14 protein-coding genes, 1 tRNA gene and 2 pseudogenes are annotated in these 18,112 nt (G+C 61.6%); 10 read left to right on the top strand and 7 right to left on the bottom strand.

From position 1 onward, the window contains the following. The first annotated feature begins 959 nt into the window (after positions 1–959). The 6 genes from ABFB10_RS05035 (at position 960) to ABFB10_RS05010 (ending at position 8,278) form a co-directional block, all read left to right on the top strand. Positions 960–2,357 (top strand): ATP-binding protein, encoded by a 1,398-nt coding sequence (locus tag ABFB10_RS05035; protein ID WP_347165664.1) that lies wholly within the window; start codon positions 960–962, stop codon positions 2,355–2,357. A 90-nt stretch (positions 2,358–2,447) separates the two neighbouring features. Continuing rightward, on the top strand, positions 2,448–3,008 hold the full coding sequence (locus ABFB10_RS05030) for a hypothetical protein (protein ID WP_347165663.1): 561 nt from the start codon (positions 2,448–2,450) through the stop codon (positions 3,006–3,008). 85 nt (positions 3,009–3,093) lie between these two features. Beyond that, positions 3,094–5,205 (top strand): Z1 domain-containing protein, encoded by a 2,112-nt coding sequence (locus ABFB10_RS05025; RefSeq protein ID WP_347165662.1) that lies wholly within the window; start codon positions 3,094–3,096, stop codon positions 5,203–5,205. Beyond that, positions 5,183–6,160, top strand: coding sequence for a PD-(D/E)XK motif protein (locus tag ABFB10_RS05020; RefSeq protein ID WP_347165661.1), 978 nt, complete (start codon positions 5,183–5,185; stop codon positions 6,158–6,160). The genes ABFB10_RS05025 and ABFB10_RS05020 overlap by 23 nt, the downstream gene beginning before the upstream one ends. Then, entirely contained in the window at positions 6,147–6,383 is a 237-nt protein-coding gene (locus ABFB10_RS05015; protein ID WP_347165660.1) for a hypothetical protein, read from the top strand. The genes ABFB10_RS05020 and ABFB10_RS05015 overlap by 14 nt, the downstream gene beginning before the upstream one ends. Continuing rightward, positions 6,326–8,278 (top strand): AIPR family protein, encoded by a 1,953-nt coding sequence (locus tag ABFB10_RS05010; RefSeq protein ID WP_347165659.1) that lies wholly within the window; start codon positions 6,326–6,328, stop codon positions 8,276–8,278. The genes ABFB10_RS05015 and ABFB10_RS05010 overlap by 58 nt, the downstream gene beginning before the upstream one ends. Positions 8,279–8,341: 63 nt before the next feature. Here the strand turns inward: ABFB10_RS05010 and ABFB10_RS05005 are convergent. Continuing rightward, a pseudogene (locus tag ABFB10_RS05005) lies at positions 8,342–9,451 on the bottom strand (DNA cytosine methyltransferase); the annotation flags it as partial. Here ABFB10_RS05005 and ABFB10_RS05000 point away from each other — a divergent pair. From ABFB10_RS05000 to ABFB10_RS04990, 3 genes are all read left to right on the top strand, one after another. Continuing rightward, positions 9,404–9,727 carry a hypothetical protein gene (locus ABFB10_RS05000; protein ID WP_347165658.1) on the top strand — a complete coding sequence of 108 codons (324 nt, stop codon included), beginning with the start codon at positions 9,404–9,406 and terminating at the stop codon, positions 9,725–9,727. The pseudogene ABFB10_RS05005 and the gene ABFB10_RS05000 sit on opposite strands and share 48 nt — an antisense overlap. A 125-nt stretch (positions 9,728–9,852) precedes the next feature. Next, complete coding sequence (locus ABFB10_RS04995; RefSeq protein WP_347165657.1) at positions 9,853–10,338, top strand: very short patch repair endonuclease; 486 nt, start codon at positions 9,853–9,855, stop codon at positions 10,336–10,338. Between the two features lie 458 nt (positions 10,339–10,796). Further along, entirely contained in the window at positions 10,797–12,665 is a 1,869-nt protein-coding gene (locus ABFB10_RS04990; protein ID WP_347165656.1) for a TniQ family protein, read from the top strand. A 153-nt stretch (positions 12,666–12,818) separates the two neighbouring features. On the opposite strand, the gene ABFB10_RS04985 is transcribed toward ABFB10_RS04990, so the two are convergent. The 3 genes from ABFB10_RS04985 to ABFB10_RS04975 all read right to left on the bottom strand — a co-directional run bounded on the left by ABFB10_RS04985 (position 12,819) and on the right by ABFB10_RS04975 (position 14,349). Then, positions 12,819–12,895, bottom strand: a tRNA-Arg gene (locus ABFB10_RS04985). Between the two features lie 50 nt (positions 12,896–12,945). Then, the gene (locus tag ABFB10_RS04980; RefSeq protein WP_347165655.1) at positions 12,946–13,404 is read right to left on the bottom strand and encodes a GNAT family N-acetyltransferase; all 459 of its coding nucleotides are present in this window, start codon (positions 13,402–13,404) and stop codon (positions 12,946–12,948) included. Between the two features lie 24 nt (positions 13,405–13,428). After that, a complete protein-coding gene (locus ABFB10_RS04975; RefSeq protein WP_347165654.1) occupies positions 13,429–14,349 on the bottom strand; it encodes an MYG1 family protein in 921 nt (306 codons plus the stop codon). Between the two features lie 379 nt (positions 14,350–14,728). Here ABFB10_RS04975 and ABFB10_RS04970 point away from each other — a divergent pair. Continuing rightward, positions 14,729–16,380 (top strand): annotated as a pseudogene (locus tag ABFB10_RS04970) (thiamine pyrophosphate-binding protein). A 166-nt stretch (positions 16,381–16,546) separates the two neighbouring features. Here the strand turns inward: ABFB10_RS04970 and ABFB10_RS04960 are convergent. Genes ABFB10_RS04960 through ABFB10_RS04950 form a run of 3 tightly spaced genes read right to left on the bottom strand, consistent with a single transcriptional unit; the run spans position 16,547 to position 18,102 of the window. Continuing rightward, a complete protein-coding gene (locus tag ABFB10_RS04960; protein ID WP_347165651.1) occupies positions 16,547–16,879 on the bottom strand; it encodes a sensor histidine kinase in 333 nt (110 codons plus the stop codon). Continuing rightward, complete coding sequence (locus tag ABFB10_RS04955) at positions 16,876–17,601, bottom strand: response regulator (protein WP_347167935.1); 726 nt, start codon at positions 17,599–17,601, stop codon at positions 16,876–16,878. Before ABFB10_RS04955 ends, ABFB10_RS04960 begins: the two co-directional genes overlap by 4 nt. 57 nt (positions 17,602–17,658) lie before the next feature. Further along, positions 17,659–18,102, bottom strand: coding sequence for a response regulator (locus ABFB10_RS04950; RefSeq protein ID WP_347165650.1), 444 nt, complete (start codon positions 18,100–18,102; stop codon positions 17,659–17,661). Between the last annotated feature and the right edge of the window lie 10 nt (positions 18,103–18,112).

Below are 18,112 nucleotides of genomic sequence, written 5' to 3'. Positions count from 1 at the left end.
TGGAAGGAAGGCTGAGTTCGCTGTGCGCCGAACATCTCTCTGAGCCGGAGGCTGGCCGGCCAGGAAGAATTCAGTGTCAGCTAAGGCTATGTAGCGCAGGTATCATCGGGCACTCGCAGAGGACAGACATGGGAGGGACGCACCATTCCATCGGGAGTGGACGATTATTCGGCGAGCCCATGCCATAGCACTCAAATCACCGCAAGTGATTCTAAGTCGATGATATAATTGCGAAAAATGGATTTGGCTTTTCGCAAAAACGAGACCGGCTGACCGGCAGGTGTCCTGGGCGGCTCCCGCACTTAGCCAAGAGCATGAGCCATGTGGCTCACCATTTATTATTGCCGCGCTGCCGCAAACTTGACCGAGGCTGTAGGTCCCGTAGGGGCCGTTCGGCATGCCGCCCATGAATGATTGATCAGCGATGCCATTGATACCTCGCCTAGCCAGGTAGGCAGAACCTTCACGATTGCTCACCTTGCAGCCTGAGTGGCGCATTGCAGCACTGACAGACCGGGCGCTTCGCCTTCAACTCCTCGAGGAGATGCAGCGGCGCACTTTCCACAAACCTCTTAACCCGTTCAGGGTCGACATGGGCCAGACAGACACATTCCCGGTAGACGAGCCAGCAATGGATGGACCCTACGAAGCTGATCGCCATGCCAGCTATGCAGATCAACGGACCGATCATGCGCTTCCCTTTCTGACTGAGGATGCCGTCATACTGAGAGCATGCCTGTGGCAAAATACTCGCGGTAGCAGGTGTCAGGGTCAAGCTCGTGCCGTTCGTGTGAGTCTGGCTGAGGCTCACATTCCAATTGGCTCACGGCCATCGCAACGCTCCAAAAGGAAATGCTTTTTCATCTTCAACTTACGTGTGCCGTGTGTTCACATTGAAATGCAACGGCTCGCGAGAGGGAGGGCCATAGCGAAAATGTGTTGCTCAAACGCAGAGAAGTATGGTTGTGCGTACAAAAAAACGACAGGCAGACGCGACTCCGTACGCGGCATCACTGATCGAAGGTATGAGGGATTTCGGTTATACCTTGGAAACTGCAATGGCAGATGTCATCGACAATTCGGTGACTTCCAAGGCGACCAAGGTCGAAATTCTCGCAGAAACGGCGACAGATGATCCGTGGATCGCAATCGTCGACAACGGGACAGGCATGACCGAACCCGAGTTGATTGAAGCAATGCGGCCTGGGACGAAAAATCCGCTTCAGGAACGCGAAGGTCATGATCTCGGACGGTTCGGGTTGGGCTTGAAGAGCGCGAGCTTTTCGCAATGCCGCCAGTTGACCGTGATCTCCAGGAAGGATGGTCATACATCTGCCGCGACATGGGATCTCGACAAGGTTGCGGAGAGCAATGACTGGCGCGTAGACCTCGAGGATGACCTGACAGATATACCCGCTGCGGACAGGCTGCCGAATGCCGGTACCATTGTGCTTTGGCGCAAGCTCGATCGGCTCTCGACGAACTTTCGGAATGATGTTGCAAAGCGCTCAGCTGAAATCAACAAGGCTATCTCGGGTGCGGAGCGCCACTTGCGGCTCTGCTTCCATCGCTACATGGAGGGCAGCAAACCCGCTCTGCGGATACTGCTGAACGACCGAAAGCTCTTGCCGATAGACCCCTTTGCGACGGATCACCCGGCAACGCAGACGGATCCCGAAGATATCTTGCCGTTGCTCAACGGCGAAGTGGTTACCCAGTGCTTCACGCTTCCCCATCACAAAAAGATGTCGAAGACGGCTTGGGAAGACCTCGGTGGCCCCGAAGGCCATCTAAGGTCCCAAGGCTTCTACATCTATCGTGAGCGCCGTCTCATCATCGCCGGCAGTTGGCTGGGCCTCGCACGGCAGACAGAACTAACGAAACTGGCAAGGGTGCGTGTCGACATCCCGAACACCATGGACTCGGACTGGAAGATCGACGTTCGCAAGGCATCGGCCCAGATGCCGCCAGTTGTGCGCGAACGATTGCGGAGGATCGTTGAACGGCTCCGGGGAACATCGAAGCGAACCTACCAGCGCCGGGGCCGAAAGCTCGTGTCCGATGAGTATCTGCCGCTCTGGAACCGCGTGCAGAGGGATGGTGGCATCGTCTACCGCCCCAATGTCGAGCACCCCTCGATCACCGGTTTCGCCGCCGCGCTGCCTGAAGAGTTTCGGCATGGGTTCAGGACCTGCATCAGTCTTCTGGGCAGCGGCTTGCCCATTGCTGCATTGCACGCGGACATGCTGGGCGGCGCCGAGGATGTGACCCAAGACGCGGCAGATTTCGCGGATTTCGCCGACTCGTACCGAGATCGCCATCAGGGCTTTGCTGCATTCGAACATGACAGGAAATGACGTGGTGCGAGCTCTATGCTCGACCGAGCCGTTCATCCACCACAAGGACGCGATTCGACGGCTTGTCGAAGAAATACAGGGAGAACCCTCGTGACCGCAGAGCTCAAGCATCTTGATGATGTCGTTTCGCAATCACTGGCGCATCAGCGCAAAAGCGGCACCGAACTGCGGACGTTCATAACTACGATGAACGGGGCGTTGAACGTGAATGCCGGGCCGGATGCCCTCGAGCAGCTTGCACGTGACATTGAGGAGCGTTTCGGCATCACCATGGGGCTCGGGGCGATGGTCGATGACGAGAGCTTTCGCCCCTGGCTGGACGAGGCCAAGGCGTCCATCGACCCGTTCTACTGGGACCGTTACAAAAAGCTGCTGCACAAGAACGGCCTGCCACAAGACGTCATCACCACCACTGACGAACTAACTGACCGCATCCTCGGTCGCTTGGGCAATCCGGGACTCGATGAGAAATGGGATCGCCGGGGGATGGTTGTCGGCCACGTCCAGAGCGGCAAGACGGCGAACTACACCGGCTTGATTTGCAAGGCGGCGGATGCGGGCTACCGACTGATCGTCGTGATCGCGGGAATCCACAACAATCTGCGCAACCAAACCCAGGAAAGGATCGACGAAGGCTTCATCGTACCGTGATACCGGGCGGCTGGCAACGCAGGGCAAGAAGGGGAACCGCGCCATCGGTGTCGGACTGTTTGATGACCGCCATGTCCCGGTTGGCTTGACGAATACACTCGCCGACTTCCGAAAGGACACGGCGTCCACCAACACCAGCCAGATCGATTCATACAAGGTGCCGGTGGTTCTGGTCATCAAGAAGAACCACAACACGCTGCGCAACCTGTTGGACTGGCTGCGCGAGAACAGTGCCGGGGGCGACGATCAGATGATCGACCAGCCGATGCTGCTGATCGATGACGAGGCCGACAACGCTTCGATCAATACGAAGTATTCGAAGGACGAGATCACCAAGATCAATGGGCAGATCCGCGATCTGCTGAACATGTTCCACCGCAGTTGCTACGTGGGTTACACGGCAACGCCCTTCGCCAACATTTTCGTCGACCCGGACCAGTATGACGAAGCGCTCAAGGAAGATCTTTTCCCGAAGCACTTCATTGTGGGGTTGGATGCGCCGTCGAACTACTTCGGCGCGAAGAAGATTTTCATCGACGGAATTCCCGATGATGGCGACCCTGTCTGGCTGCGCTACATCACTGACAACGAAGACGTTCTGCCGATGAAGCACCGCATCGACCAGACGGTCGATGAATTACCTGAAAGCCTGAAAGAGGCCGTGCGAGCGTTTCTGATCGCGCGGACAATCCGGAATCTGCGCGGCCAAGCTTCGAAACACTGCTCGATGCTTGTGAATGCAAGCCGCTTCACGGATGTGCAGGGTCTGCTGCGGAACCGGTTGCACCAATACGTCGGCGGCATTCAGGACTCGCTGCGTGTCAACGGTGCGCGTGGTGACGCCGCTTTGCGCGACGCGATGATTGCGGATCTGCATGAGACTTGGGAGAGGGAGTATTTCGACGCCGAGCCGGACTGGTCCAAGGTGCTTGCGGCCATGCTTGAAGCGGTCGCGGCGGCGAAGGTCGTCGAGGTGAACAGCCGCGCCAACGGCCTCGACTATACCGGCGAGTCCAACGTTGGCCAGACAGTCATTGCCGTTGGCGGCTTCTCGCTGTCGCGGGGTCTCACGCTCGAAGGCCTGACGGTCACCTGGTTCCTCCGCAACACCATGATGTATGACACGCTGATGCAGATGGGCCGATGGTTCGGCTATCGTGGCGGCTACGAGGATCTGTGCCGCATCTGGATGCCTTCCGATGCGATCGACTGGTATGCTCACATCGCCGAAGCGAGCGAGGAACTGCATCTCGAGTTGAAGAAGATGGAGAAGGCCAAGGCGACGCCTTCCGACTTCGGCTTGGCCGTGCGCAGCCACCCAGCATCGCTCTTGGTGACTGCCCGCAACAAAATGGGGTCAGGCCAGAAACACATCCTGATCGGCCTGTCCAACGCTTGGGTTGAGACCGCAAAGATCACGGCCAAGCCAAAGGAACTTGCAGCGAACCATGAAGCCGCTGTGCGCCTGCTGGAGGGCATGGCCGCACGAGGACTTGGACCGGCGGCAGCTGACAAGGTGAACGGTGGGCATCTTCTGAAGGACGTGCCGGTCGAATTGATCGACCAGTTTCTGCTCGCCTGGCGCAACCATGAACAAGCCTTCCTGACCCAACCCGGGCCGGTTCGCGGCTACATACGCGATCGGCAAGATGACGAACTGAAAGAGTGGGACGTTCTTGTCACCGACGTGAAGAGCGAAGCCGACAACTTTGATATCGGCGGCTGGACCGTCGGACCGCAGATGCGCCGTATCGGTTACGCCGACCTCGGCGATCATCTTCTGTCCATGAGTGGCAAGCGCGCCCGCATTGCTTCCCGTGGCGTAGAGCGTATCGGGGTCGATGAGGAAAAGGCCAAGCAAGCTGAAGCAGCATATCTGGCCGCTGAGAAACTCGATGGAACGGACGAGGAAAAGCGACCGTCATTCCCAGACCGGATCTATCGCCAGGTCCGCGACAAGCCACTGTTCGTGCTTCATGTCGTGCAGGTGCGCCAGCCTGAGGAAAAGGACATTGATCAGTTGCGTGACAAGAGCGTGCTCGACCGGCTGCCCGAGCGTCCCGTGATCGGTTGGAGCATCAGCCTTCCCCCGTCCGCCAAACCGAATGATCGGGTGGAATACATCATCAACATGGTGAAGTTCCGCGAAATCTACGGCTCCGAAGAGGATGACGATGGCGCATATGAGGACGATTGAGGGACCGTGGGCCAGCCTCGCCGAGAACGAGGCGCGGCGTGTCGACAGCAAGGGGCGGTTCGACTTCTTTTGGGTGAGGATGCCTGACGGGGCTCCGGGTTTGGTGCTGCGCCTCTCGGCTGGCGTCGAAGAGGTGCGCCCATTGCCGAAGCTCAAGCATGTCGGCGTTTTCTACCGGGTCGTCGAGGGCGCCAACCACCTTTGCATCACGCTGTCCGAATTCGCCCATATCGACCTTTTCGAAACACTTTGTCGGGACGTGGTTTCAGCGGGTGAAGAGGCCGCCGATCTCCAAGGGGCACTCGACCGCGCCGTTCGGCGGGCCATGCGCTGGCACCATCTTCTGCGGGGCGGCAAGCAGGGAATGCCGCTGGAAGTGCAACGTGGCCTAGTCGGCGAACTTGCATTTCTGCGCGAGCTCGTCGCTGTCATCGGTCCGAGCAAGGCGGTGGAAGCTTGGAAAGGGCCGGATGACAGCGCGAAGGACTTCGAGCTTCCCGGCATGTTCGTCGAAGTCAAGGCGCGGAGGAGCGCGGCCCATCCGAAGATCCGGATTTCGTCCGAGGCCCAACTGATGGACATCGTCGGAGCCCAGCTGTTCCTTCGCGTCCAGGATGTGGACACCGCACTGGATGCCGAGGGTGACAACTTGAAGGATCATGTGAACAGAACGGCGAAGCTGTTCGAAGATGATGTTGCAGCGCTGGACGTGTGGGAGCAGCGCATCGCCGAAAGCCCCTATGCGGAAGACGCCGTCGAACCGGAACGTCGCTGGCACCTTGGAGCGGCACGGCTGTTTCAGGTCGTCGAGGGCTTCCCGAGGATTGTCCCGCCCCTGCCAGCAGGGACCGAAGAACTGGCCTATTCGATACGCCTCGACGCCTGCACCGGCTTCGAGACCACAACAGATTTGAAGACATTGCTATTGGGGGAGACACGGGATGTCGGAGCTTGAGGAATTCCATCAGAGTCTGATCGCAGATATCCAGGGCAACGCCGATGCGATGGGCGCCTATGTCCAGGAAGCTTTCTTTGAAAAGGTTGGAGAGATCCTCAACGAAGCCGGCGAGATCGAGGAAGCCGACTACTGCCACTTCGCTGGCAAGCGGGGAGGGTCACGTTGCAGGTCAGCGGATACAGCGGCGATCCACGTGACACCAACGGTGAGCTTGCACTGATCCTGACAGACTTCCAGATCACGCCGGAGGTGCGCAAAACTGATGGTAAGCACCTGCAAACGCAGTTTGCGAAGTTGGTGGAGTTCCTGAGACATTCGCGGACGGAGCAATTCCTCGATGACCTGGAAGAAACCAGCAATGCCGCGCAACTGGTCGAGCTCATCCAGACCCGGTGGCCGCTCATCGAAAAGATCAAACTGATCTATGTCACAAATTCGGACAACCGGGCGAAGGCGGACGCCAAACCCGCAGGTGAAATTGGCGGCAAGCCCGTCACTTACAGTTCGTGGGACCTGAAACGCCTTCAGGCATACCTCGAACAGGGCAGAGCCCGCGAAGATCTGACGATTGATTTCGCCGGTGAATTCGGTGGTGCAGTGCCGGTTCTCCGGGCGTCCGGGGCGGATACGGCACTCGAAAGCTATCTCGCGGTCATTCCGGGTGCGCAGCTCGCTCAGGTTTACGATCGATGGGGTGCCCGTCTGCTGGAAGCCAACGTGAGGAGCTTCCTTCAGGCGCGCGGCAAGGTGAACAGAGGCATCAGGGACACCATCAAGGATGATCCCCAGATGTTTTTTGCCTATAATAACGGGCTTTCCGCCACAGCCGAAAACGTCATCTGCGAGAAGACCGAAGACGGTCTGGTGATTACCCGCGCCGAAAACCTTCAGATCGTAAATGGTGGTCAGACTACAGCCTCAATCCATGCTGCCCGCAAGCTGGCTGGCGAAGGTCTTAAAGACATCTATGTCCAGATGAAACTGAATGTCGTTCCTCCGACACTGGCACCGACGGTGGTCCCGCAGATCTCGGAATTCGCCAACAGCCAAAACAAGGTTAACGCCGCGGACTTCTTTGCCAACCACCCGTTTCACATTCGCATTGAAGAACTATCTCGGAAGATCCTCGCGCCGGCTGGAGCAGATGGATACCGGGAGACCAAATGGTTCTACGAACGAGCGCGCGGTCAGTTCGCAGACGAACGCGCCAAGAAGACCTCCGCTCAGAGAAACAAATGGGATGCCGAATTCCCGAAGTCGCAGTTCTTCACCAAGACCGACCTGGCCAAGTTCGAGAACTCATGGAGCGGGCGTCCTGAAGAGGTCTCAAAGGGGGCTCAGAAGAACTTCGCGGAATTCGCCAAGGTGATCCAGAAAGTCTGGGGCAAGAGTGGTGCCCGGGTGGACGAAGTCTGGTATCGTCAATTGATTGCGAAGGCCATCATCTTCCGCAGGCTGGAAAAGCTGGTCTCGGCACAGGAATGGTATGAAGGTGGCTACCGGGCGAACATCGTCACCTATGCCATCGCAAAGGTCGCGTACGACGCCGAAGCCGTAGAGAAGCAAGTCGATCTCCAACGGGTCTGGCGCATGCAGGCCGTACCACCCGCCTTGGAAGAGGCGCTGCTGGTCGCCGCCGCCGAAGCACAGAGCCTGATCACCAGTCCGCCGGAAGGCATCCGGAACATGAGCGAATGGGCCAAGAAGCAGGCCTGCTGGGAGCGTTTCAGAAAAACGAAGCTGGATTACCCGGAAGACTTCAAAGGAATGCTGATAGCTCCCGAGGAAGCGCGCAGTGAGGATGACGCGATCAAGGATGACGTCGAATTGACCAAGAGCGTCGAGGATCAAACTCGGGTGTTCGAACTCGGGCCGAAGTTCTGGGACGAAGCGCGAAATTGGGGGCGGAGCCACAAGCTTTTGACTCCCATGGAATATCAGGTCTTGGGAATCTGTGCGAAAATTCCTGACCGTATCCCCACCGAGAACCAGACCGCAGTTGCAGTCAAGGCGCTCGCCAAGCTGGAGAGCAACGGCTTCGGTATCACTGAAAAGGCGACGGCGGCACGAGTGATCGGCCTTCGTCGCATCGTTTTCACGACAGCAACCGCATGACGTAGCCGTTGCGATTTGATGTGCAAGGTAGGGTGGAACCGCGTTGCCGACCTGATGATACTGCTTCGTGCGTGGGCCGCAGAACCAGTAGTTGTCCGGGAACGTCTGCAAACGTGCTGCCTCGCGCACAGTCAGCGCGCGGCATTGCTTCGGATCCGGATGGATGAAGTAGTGTCCGTCCTTCGAGATGTGGCTGGTCACGGTCGTTGACGGCTTGCCTGCTGCCTGCGTCCGGAAACGGTCGGCGAAGTCTCCGGAGCTGCGATTTTTGTGTTTCGGCTGCAGAAACTCAGGGAACTCGATCAGCTTCGGGGCTTTCTTGAATACATGAGTGTAGGCGGCCGAATACATGTACCGCCCTAGGTCTTCCGGAATGTGGCCGCGGGTCTCGTGCTGGAGTGTTGTGCGCAACCGGTCGTCAGAAAACCAAGCTTGGAGATGATCCGGCATTTTTGACTTCTCGCCCTTCCAACCACTGCTGCGATGGTGAGGCAGATCGTTGGCCGAGGCGATCGCGCGCGCGATTGCTTGTACATCGTCGGGGATTTCACTGGCATTCGCGATGGCGAGGGCCTGCTCACGGACAGCGTGGTGCCAACTGTCAACGCTGTCCTGTCGGCTCAAACCGCTTCTCAATTGCCACATGCCGGTGATGGCCTCACCGACCGTGACCGGCGGCTGGGGTTCCCCCAAGATCGGGCCATCCAAATCCAGACCTGCCGCGATGTCCTTGCGTATCCCGAGGATGATGACACGGTGGCGAGCCTGAGGAACACCATGGTCTTCGGCCCGGATAAGGAAGCTGCGCGCCTCAGCCCGGCTGCCATCTTCGGGTGTCGGTTGAGCTAGGGGGAGCAGTCGATACCCGTCCCCCGAAGCCTCGAGATCATCCAGAACCCTGCTGAAGATGCCCCCGCCATCGACTTTGCTCGATAGCATGCCTTTGACATTCTCCATGACAAAGGCCGCCGGATTCAGGCGATCCAGAATTCGCACGTATTCTCGATACAGGTAGTGCCGCTCATCCTGCTCCGGCACGTAATCAGCCTTGCCCTTGTTCCTTGAACGACCCGCGAGGGAATAGGCTTGGCAGGGCGGCCCCCCGATCAGGATCGTGTTTCCTCCGTGCGCTTCGCGGGCGTGGTCGAGTTCGACAGCCAGCTCATCGAACACGCCGTCCCCACCCAGAACCCGCTGCCTGACCTCCTGTTCCGCCAACTTCCAGTTCGATGGATAGAGTTCCGACCAGTCAGGAAAAGGTGCGCCCTTGTTCAGCGCATTGTAGTATTCCTGAGGAAACTCGTCGAAGGACCGCAGGAAAGCGCGCAATCGCAGCGTCTGGATGGCGTGGTCATCCATTTCGACGGACAGATGGATCTTCATCCCTGCATCGGATGCACGACCAGCCCGCGAGAAGCCCTCACCGAGGCCACCGGGTCCCGCAAATAGATCAATGATGGCAAATTTCCGGGTCATGTCGATCCTTCCTGGACGCGCATCTCTACCAGGTTTTGCTATCAATGCCAGGTGGAAAATGGGGGCCAAATGGCTACATTTCCCTCATGACGGATGTGGTGGACAAGAAAACGCGATCACTAATGATGGCGGGGATCAGGGCAACGAACACGAAGCCGGAGATGCTTGTCCGCCGGGCATTGCATGCGCGAGGCTTCCGATTTCGCATTCATGACAAACGACTTCCTGGGCGACCAGATATCGTGTTGCCGAAATGGAAGGTTGCGATACAGGTTCATGGCTGTTTCTGGCATCGTCACTCCGGTTGTTCCAAGGCCACCAATCCGTCCACTAATGCCTCCTTTTGGGCGGAGAAGTTTCGGGCCAATGTTGAAAGAGACGCTGCTGCGGTCGAGAGGCTCTTGGAGGAGGGGTGGCGCATCCTCGTGGTCTGGGAGTGCTGTCTCGACAAGGCCGGACTGGCAAAGGCAATTGATATGATAGAGGATTTCATCAAGCTTGGCCCCAATCATCCTGTCCACTTCGCTGAAGTGGCGAAGCCAGATGTTGCAGTCGTCGAGGGCTCTGTTGCGCAAATCGCCTGATGGCCGAGGTTCCCGGCGCTTGAGCGCTTCATTGTAGGCTGGCCAGCTCCTGGTCCTGTAGGTCGGGGATGTGGGTCTGCTCATGCACCCGAGCTACCATGCTGGTTTCACGAGATGAATCCCTTACGGAATTTGCGCAACAAAGCCGATCGAAGCCACAGACAGGAAAGAGGACATTGGTGCAAACTCGGCGACGGCCCCCACCGCCGACTTCGGCCTACCCAGCCATGCCACATGATGTCCTGAATGACTGTTGAGTGGTAGCCGCACCGCAGCGTTGACCCTTCCGGTGCAGGTCCGGATTGGGCCGTTCACGTCGGTAGCATGCCTATCAGGCCCCGCATGGCACATGTTTCCATCTTCGCTTGCAGCGAATGGCGACTTCGCTTCCGATCCCGAAACGGCTATGGAGCCGCGTATCGCAACACGTGGGGCGTTTGAGCACACAGGAGGTGTATTTGCCGCGGAAACTCGCCCTTACAGTGGAGCCCGTTGACCGCGAGACGCTCCCGTCGCTGTTTTCGCGCATGGCAATCCTGAATGGAACCGACGCTGCCAACTTCGCCCTCGATCTCGGTACCACCTTTCGGCGTATCCTGGAGCAGGACGAAGAGGCTGTCGCGATTTTTGCAGAACGCGCAGGGCTGTCGGCCACGCAGCTCGCCGAACTGCTCTCCTGGACAGGTGAACGCATCGGAGACGTCCGGATGCGGTTTCGAAAGGAAGTCTTCGTCTCGCGGGCCCTGCGAAACCCGGTCATTCGGGGCTGTCCACACTGCATGCGTGAGCATGCAGCTGATCAGCCCCATCCATTGCGGCACATTGCCTTGCGGGGCGACTGGCTGTGCAGAGGTGTTGATATCTGCCACCAGCACCACCATCCGCTGGTTCCATTGTGGTCCAGCGCGCGCCCCATCGAACGGGATGATATCGGAGCACGATTGGCGGAAATCCTGACAGACCTGCGAGCAGGATCATTCGATTGCGTGCGCATTGATCCTACCGACTATGACCTTTGGCTTGATAGGCGTCTCTCGCAGGGTATCGCTGCGGATGACACATGGTTGGCGTCACAGCCGGTGTTTCCGGCGATCACACTCTGTGAGTTCATCGGTGCAGCCTTGCTGCGCAAACAGGGCGAGGCCCCGGACGATCGGCGCACCAAGGCCACGGGCTTTGCCTATGTCTCGCAAGGCCCTGATGGGGTCCGAGCGGCTCTGGACATCCTCATGCGGTCACAGGACGGCGGCCACATCGTGACGCAGGGCGAGTTGGGTCCGCTCTTCAAACATCTCAAGGGCATCTACCTTGATGACGATGCCTTCGCGGGATTTCGAGGGATCCTTCGAAACTATTTCCTGGAAATATGGCCGTTGGCGCCAGGTGATGACCTTCTCGGGCAGACCGTGACAGAGCGGCGCCTTCACTCCCTCACGTCAGCATCAAAGGAAACCGGCATCGGCCCGGCTGTCCTGGATGATTTCCTGACAGAAGCAGGCGCGTTTGCGCCCAGTGACGCGCGTGCCGATGCCCGCAAGACCTTTGATGCGAAGGCCTGGCAGCACGTCCTTGATGAAATCCCGACACTGGTTGGTCCCATTGCGCTGCGAAAGGCAATTGGCGCGACCCTGGCCGAATTGAACGGGTTGAAGGCAGGCGGTGTCCTCGTCCCGAGGACCAACGTCACAACGATCAAATCGCCTTGGCGGATTGCAGATGGCCAAGCTCTTCTTGAGGAGTTGGGGGCCTATGCGCAGCCGGTTGCCCCAGAGGAGCCAGGGTGGGAGACGATCCAACTCGTTCACAAGCGGCTGGACCTTCCTGTTGGCGAGATCATTGCGGCCATCCGGACGGGGGCTCTGCGCCTTGGTCAGCGTCCTGATGTTTTCGGTTACCACGGGCTTGTGGTGGAAATCACTGAAGTTGCTGCGTTCAAGGCGAAGGTCGCGCCGAAGCGCAAGCCATCGACCAACCAGGGAGAGATGACAGCAGCCGTCTTCGCCCGGTCGGCGGGTATTCGGGGAAAAGGTCAATTCCTGGCTCTGATCGAAGGTGGTCACACGCCTGCGACGTTGGTTTTGAATCTTACGACCAGGCGTCGGGAATGGCGCATGAGCCGCGACGACATCGCTGCGTTTGAGGCCAACTACACGACACCATCGATGCTGTCGGTCGAAACTAGTGCGCATTTGAACACGATTCGGGCCGTTCTGCAGAGCGAGGGGATCCAGCCGTTCCGCCCGAACGGCTTGGATGTCGGAGCGGTCTATCTTCGCAACGCTGTTGAGCCGGTTGTGGCACTCCTAAGAGCTCAGCCACAAAAGTGACCGCTAGCCACGGGTTATGCTCAAACACCGTTCTATCTCATTGTGCTAGAAGAAACCTTCGACACGGCACCCCAAGCCTCTTGACAGGGGGTGTGCATGGAAACCGCCGAAACGTGCAAGCTTATGCTTCATTGGCAGCAACAAGATGTTCAATGGCGATCCCTTGAGGACTCGAACCCCAAACCTGCTGATTAGAAGTCAGCTGCTCTATCCAGTTGAGCTAAGGGACCGCTGCCTTGCTTTTGCAAGCTTTCGCGGGGCGGCGCAAGCGGTCTGCGGGTTACAGGCGCCGCATCATGAAAACGCTCAGCGGATCGAGGCGGTAGTCCGCGAAGGGCGGGCATTCGGTGAACCCGGCCCCGGCGTAAAGCCCCCGCGCGGGCAGGAAGGCCTCTTGCGTGCCGGTTTCAAGGCAGGCGCTGGTCGCGCCACCCTCGCGGGCGCGTCCCAGCAGGTGCCGCAGCAGGATGCCGCCCAGCCCCCGACCCCGGCAGGCGCGGGCGACGTGCATGCTTTTCAACTCGACCGCCGGACCGGGCAGCGGGCCGTCGGACAGGGGTTTCAGCGCGCCCACCGCGCAGACCGCCCCCGCGCCGTCGCGCAGGGCGTAGACCTGTGCCCCGGCAGCCCGCAGGGCCGAGGCGGTCATCACGTGGCAGCTTTCGGGCGGCGACCCGGCGCGCATGTCCGCATGGTGGCGTGCAAGCAGGTCATCCACCGCCACATCCGCGCCGGTCACCGGCTCCAGGGCCCGAGGGCGCGCTCATGCCGGGGCCTCGGCGACGGCTTTTTCCGCCAGCGCCATCACGGCCTCGCGGGTGGCCGCCACGGCGATGAAGCGGGCGTTGTGACAGAAGCGCGCGCCCGGCACGCCGCTGGCCTGTTCCAGCGCCGCGTCGCTCAGACCGGCCCAGGCGGCGGGCAGGTCGGCGCGGCTGTCGAAGGTTCCGGCGCTCTTGCGGATGGTGTTCAGCGCCCAGTCCCCGTCGCGCGGGTGGACGACGAACAGCAGGTGATCCGCCCCGGCCTTCTCGATCGCCGAGAGGTGCGGCATCCCCTGCGGCAGTTCCAGCACCCGGCGGTTGCCGGTTTCGGCGATGGCTGCCAGAACGCGCCCTTCCGCCCGTGCCCGCGCGGCGAGCGTAGCGACAGAGGCCTCCAGCACGGTGCGCGCAAGGCCAAGGGCCGTTTCGAAGGCCGCCTCTTCCGCGTCGGGGCCACCGGCGTCGAAGGCGGGCTTCATGCGCTCCAGCAGGGCGGGCAGGGTCAGACCGGCCAGCGGCCCCGCGGCAGAGGGATCGAGCGCGCCGTTGTCCATCAGGTCGATGGGGCGGACAAGGCTGTCGTCCAGATCCGCATGCAGCGCCGCGAGATCGGCCTCGGGCACGGCAAGCGCGCGCAGGTAATCGGCGCCGAAATGGTGCCAGATCAATCCGAAAGAGCTGTAGGGCGCGCCGTCGGGACGCAGCGGCGCCGGTTTCTGATGGTGATCGAACAGCCCGGCTGTGGCGTCATAGGCCCGGCCCACGTCGTAGACGATGCGCCCGGGGGCCGAGGAGGTCAGGGCAGGGGCGCGGCTGCGCAACCGGCGTGCCTCGGGGTAGAGGCGGCTCAGAACAACCGTCGACAGGATCTCGTCGGCGTGAAAACCGCCGGAATGGGTGACAAGTTCGGTGACGGTCATCGGGGGGCCTGTCTGGGTCCGGGCAGGCCGCATCGGGCCTGCGGGGCGCTGTGGATCGGGGCCGGGTTCGGGCCGGTTCGCGGCTGTTGTCCCGCAGTTTCAGATGCCGACAACGACCCCAAATGCGCATCGGAGTCAAGCCGTGGCCAGATCGGGCGCCAGATCGGGCGAACGGCCGGGCGGATCCATCCGGGGGCGAAAGCTCCGCCCGGCGGCGCGGCTTTGGCGGGGCTGCCCCCCCCGGCCTGTCCCTTGGTCTGGTCCGGCTTGGACGGGGGCGGGCGGGCTTCGGCCCCCGATGCTGCTCCCCCGGCAAGTTTCCGGTTGCCCTCGGGGGCGCGGGGTGGTCCGGTGCCCTGCGGCAACCGCGGAGGACGATATGCGCAACGGTGGACAGCTTCTGGTCGAAAGTCTTGTGGGCCTTGGGGCGACGAAGGCCTTCGGGGTGCCGGGCGAAAGCTATCTTGCGGTGCTCGACGCGCTGCACGACACGCCGGGCGCGCTGGACTACGTGCTGTGCCGCCAAGAGGGCGGGGCGGCCTTCATGGCGGCGGCCTGGGGCAAGCTGACAGGACAGCCGGGTATCTGCATGGTGACGCGGGGACCGGGGGCGACCAATGCCTCGATCGGGGTGCATACGGCGATGCAGGATTCCGCGCCGATGCTGCTGTTTGTCGGGCAGGTGGCGACCGACATGCGCGGGCGCGAGGCCTTCCAGGAAGTCGATTACCGCGCTGTCTTCGGCACCATGGCGAAATGGGCGGTCGAGATCGACCACGTCGATCGCATCCCCGAAATCCTGTCGCGCGCCTGGAGCGTTGCCACCAGCGGGCGCCCCGGCCCGGTGGTCATCGCCCTGCCAGAGGACATGCTGGCCGACACCTCGGACATGGCGCCCCTGAGCGGGCCGGTGCCGCTGGCGCAGCCCGCGCCGGACGCCGACGCGATGGACCGGCTGTCAGAGCTGCTGGCGGGCGCCGCGCGCCCGGTGATTCTGATGGGCGGCAGCGGCTGGAGCGACGAGGGTCGCGCCGATCTGCAGGCCTTTGCCGAGGCTGCGCGCATCCCGGTCGTCGCGGCCTTCCGCTTTCAGGACCGTTTCGACAACCGTTCCGATGTCTACTGCGGCGAGGCCGGTGTCGGCATGCCGCCCCACGTCAAGGCGGTGCTGCAGGGCGCGGACCTGATCCTTGCGGTCAACGTCCGGTTCGGAGAGATGACGACGGATGGCTACACGCTCTTCGATCTGCCGGAGATGCGGCAGGCTCTGGTGCATGTCCACGCCGATGCGGCCGAGATCGGCAAGATCTACCGGCCCGCGCTGGGGATCGTGGCGGGCGTCAACGCCTTTGCCGCCGCGCTAAAACCCTGCGAGGGGCCATGGGCCGACTGGTGCGCCGAGGGGCGCGCGGCCTACCTGGCGGGGCTGGAACTGCCGGACCAGCCCTCCCCGTTGACATGGGCAAGGTGACGGCGCATCTGCGCGCGGTGCTGCCCGAGGACGTGGTGCTGACCAACGGCGCCGGAAACTTCAGCGTCTGGCCGAACAAGTTCTTCCCCTTCGGGCCGAAGGCGCGGCTGCTTGCGCCGCAGTCGGGGGCCATGGGCTACGGGCTGCCGGCGGCCATCGCCGCCAAGGTTGCGGACCCGGAGCGCTGCGTGGTCTGCTTTGCCGGGGACGGCGATTTCCAGATGACCTGCCAGGAGCTTGCGACAGCGGCGCAGGCCGGGGCGCGGCCCATCGTGCTGATCCTCAACAACGGCGTTTACGGCACCATCCGCGCCCATCAGGAACGGCAGTTCCCGGGCCGGGTCTCTGGTACCGACATGGTCAGCCCGGACTTCGTCATGCTGGCGCAGGCCTATGGTTTCCATGCCGAGCGCGTGACGACGACCGAAGCCTTCCCCGAGGCCTTTGCCCGCGCCATGGCCTCGGATACCGGCGCGGTGCTGGATCTCGAGATCGCGGCAGAGGCGATCACCCCGCGGCAGACGCTGAGCCAGATGCGGGCCGCCGCGCTGAAAGGCTGAGCCCGTGAAGCCGGAAAGATCCGGGGCGTCCGGTCACGCGGCCTGGGCATCCGCAGGGCATCCCGGCCGGCACTGTCCCTTTTGAGAAAGGGGCAACCCCTTGATCGGATGCCGCTTGCCGGTTTCAAGCCGCTGTCGCCCGCCTTCTGCCTCGGCCCGTGCCGCCTCACGGCGGTTCCGGCGCGGCGGGCAGGGTGAAGCGAAACAGCGTGCCCTGCGGCTGGGGTTCACACCAGATCCGTCCGCCATGGCGGCGCACGATCTTTGCGCAGGTGGCAAGCCCCAGCCCGGTGCCGGGAAACTCCTCTTCGCGGTGAAGGCGGCGGAAGGGCTGAAACACCTGCTCGGCATGTTCGGGCGCGATGCCGATGCCGTTGTCCCGGACTGAAAAGACCCAGCGACCGGCACGGGTCGGCGCGGCGCTGACGTGAATGTCGGGCGGGTGGTCGCGGCAATATTTGATCCCGTTGCCGATCAGGTTCTGCAACAGCTGGATCACCTCGCTGCCAGCGCAAAGGACCACCGGCAGCGGCCCGGCCCGCAGTGCCGCGCCGCTGTCGGCGATTTCGGCGCGCAGGTTCGCGGCGGCGGCGCGCAGAAGCGCGTCCGCCGGTTCCGGGCGGTGGGCATCACCCGGCCCGGGTGCAGATGCGCGGCGAGGGTATCGATGGTGCGGTGCAGGCGCGCGACGAGGCCCGCGATCTCTGTATGGTCCGCCGTAATCGCGTGGCTGTCGCCTGTGGCGATGCCCTCTGCCAGCGACAGGGTGAAGTAGTCCAGCGCCCGCAGAGGCGCCTTGAGATCGTGGGCGAGCGTATGGGCGAAAGTGTCGAGTTCCTGCCGCTGCGCCTCTATCTGGTGGCGCAGGCGCGTGACCTCCAGCCCGTTCTGCACAAGGCGGCGCAGGGACGCGGGGGCGATGTGGCGCTTCGGGATATAGTCGATGGCGCCGGCCTTGATGGCGGCGGCGGCGATGACCTCGTCTCCCTGTCCGGTGACGACGGCCACGGCGGCTTCGGGCCATTGCCCTAGAACCGTGTCGATATTGACCAGCCCGTCGGCGTTGGGCAGGCCGTAGTCGAGGAAGACGAGGTCGATGGCATCTTCGCCGTGGTCGCCAAGGGCCGCCTGCATGGATCGGGCGCGGCGCAGGGCGCAGGACAGGCCGCTTTCGCCCAGCGCGCGGCAGAGCAATTTCGTGTCGCCGGCATCGTCGTCGATGATCAGGATGACAGTCGAGCCGGTCGGGGCCCGTTCCCGGACAATCCTGGGATGGGGTCATGGCATGTCCGGCAGTTCGACGAGGCGCCAATAGGCGTTGAGTGTTCCGATCAGGTCGAGAAAATCGGCACCGGCGGATTCCTTCACGATGTAGCCCGCGACATTGTTGTCATAGGCGTGATCGACGTCGTCGCGCATCTTCGAGGTGGTCAGCATGAAGACCACCAGCTTGCGCAGATCCGGATCGGCGCGCAGGGCGGCGACGAATTCATGGCCGTTCATGCGGGGCATATTGACGTCGACAAGGCAGATGAAGGGGGCCTCGGGCATGTCGGGGCGCTCTTTATGCAGGATCTCCAGCGCCTCGCGGCCATCGCGCGCGCGCACGATGGGGTTGGCGATCTGCGCGCGCTTGAAGGCGCGTATGACCGCCTTGGCGTCGCCGTTGTCATCCTCGACCAGCAGGATATTGATGGGCATGGATTTCTGTCCCGTGATCATCGGCTCCGCT

The organism is Ponticoccus litoralis, from assembly GCF_039769985.1.
GTDB classification, from domain to species: Bacteria; Pseudomonadota; Alphaproteobacteria; order Rhodobacterales; family Rhodobacteraceae; genus Ponticoccus; species Ponticoccus litoralis.
Note: the sequence above shows the minus strand (reverse complement) of the source record. Positions and strands in the feature narration are given on the sequence as shown.

Excerpts from the sequence above, each read along its gene's own strand:
- ABFB10_RS05015 (WP_347165660.1), top strand. The coding sequence starts at position 6,147 with ATGTCGGAGCTTGAGGAATTCCATCAGAGTCTGATCGCAGATATCCAG.
- ABFB10_RS04950 (WP_347165650.1), bottom strand. The coding sequence starts at position 18,102 with ATGATCACGGGACAGAAATCCATGCCCATCAATATCCTGCTGGTCGAG.
- ABFB10_RS05020 (WP_347165661.1), top strand. The coding sequence starts at position 5,183 with ATGGCGCATATGAGGACGATTGAGGGACCGTGGGCCAGCCTCGCCGAG.
- ABFB10_RS05035 (WP_347165664.1), top strand. The coding sequence starts at position 960 with ATGGTTGTGCGTACAAAAAAACGACAGGCAGACGCGACTCCGTACGCG.
- ABFB10_RS04975 (WP_347165654.1), bottom strand. The coding sequence starts at position 14,349 with ATGACCGTCACCGAACTTGTCACCCATTCCGGCGGTTTTCACGCCGAC.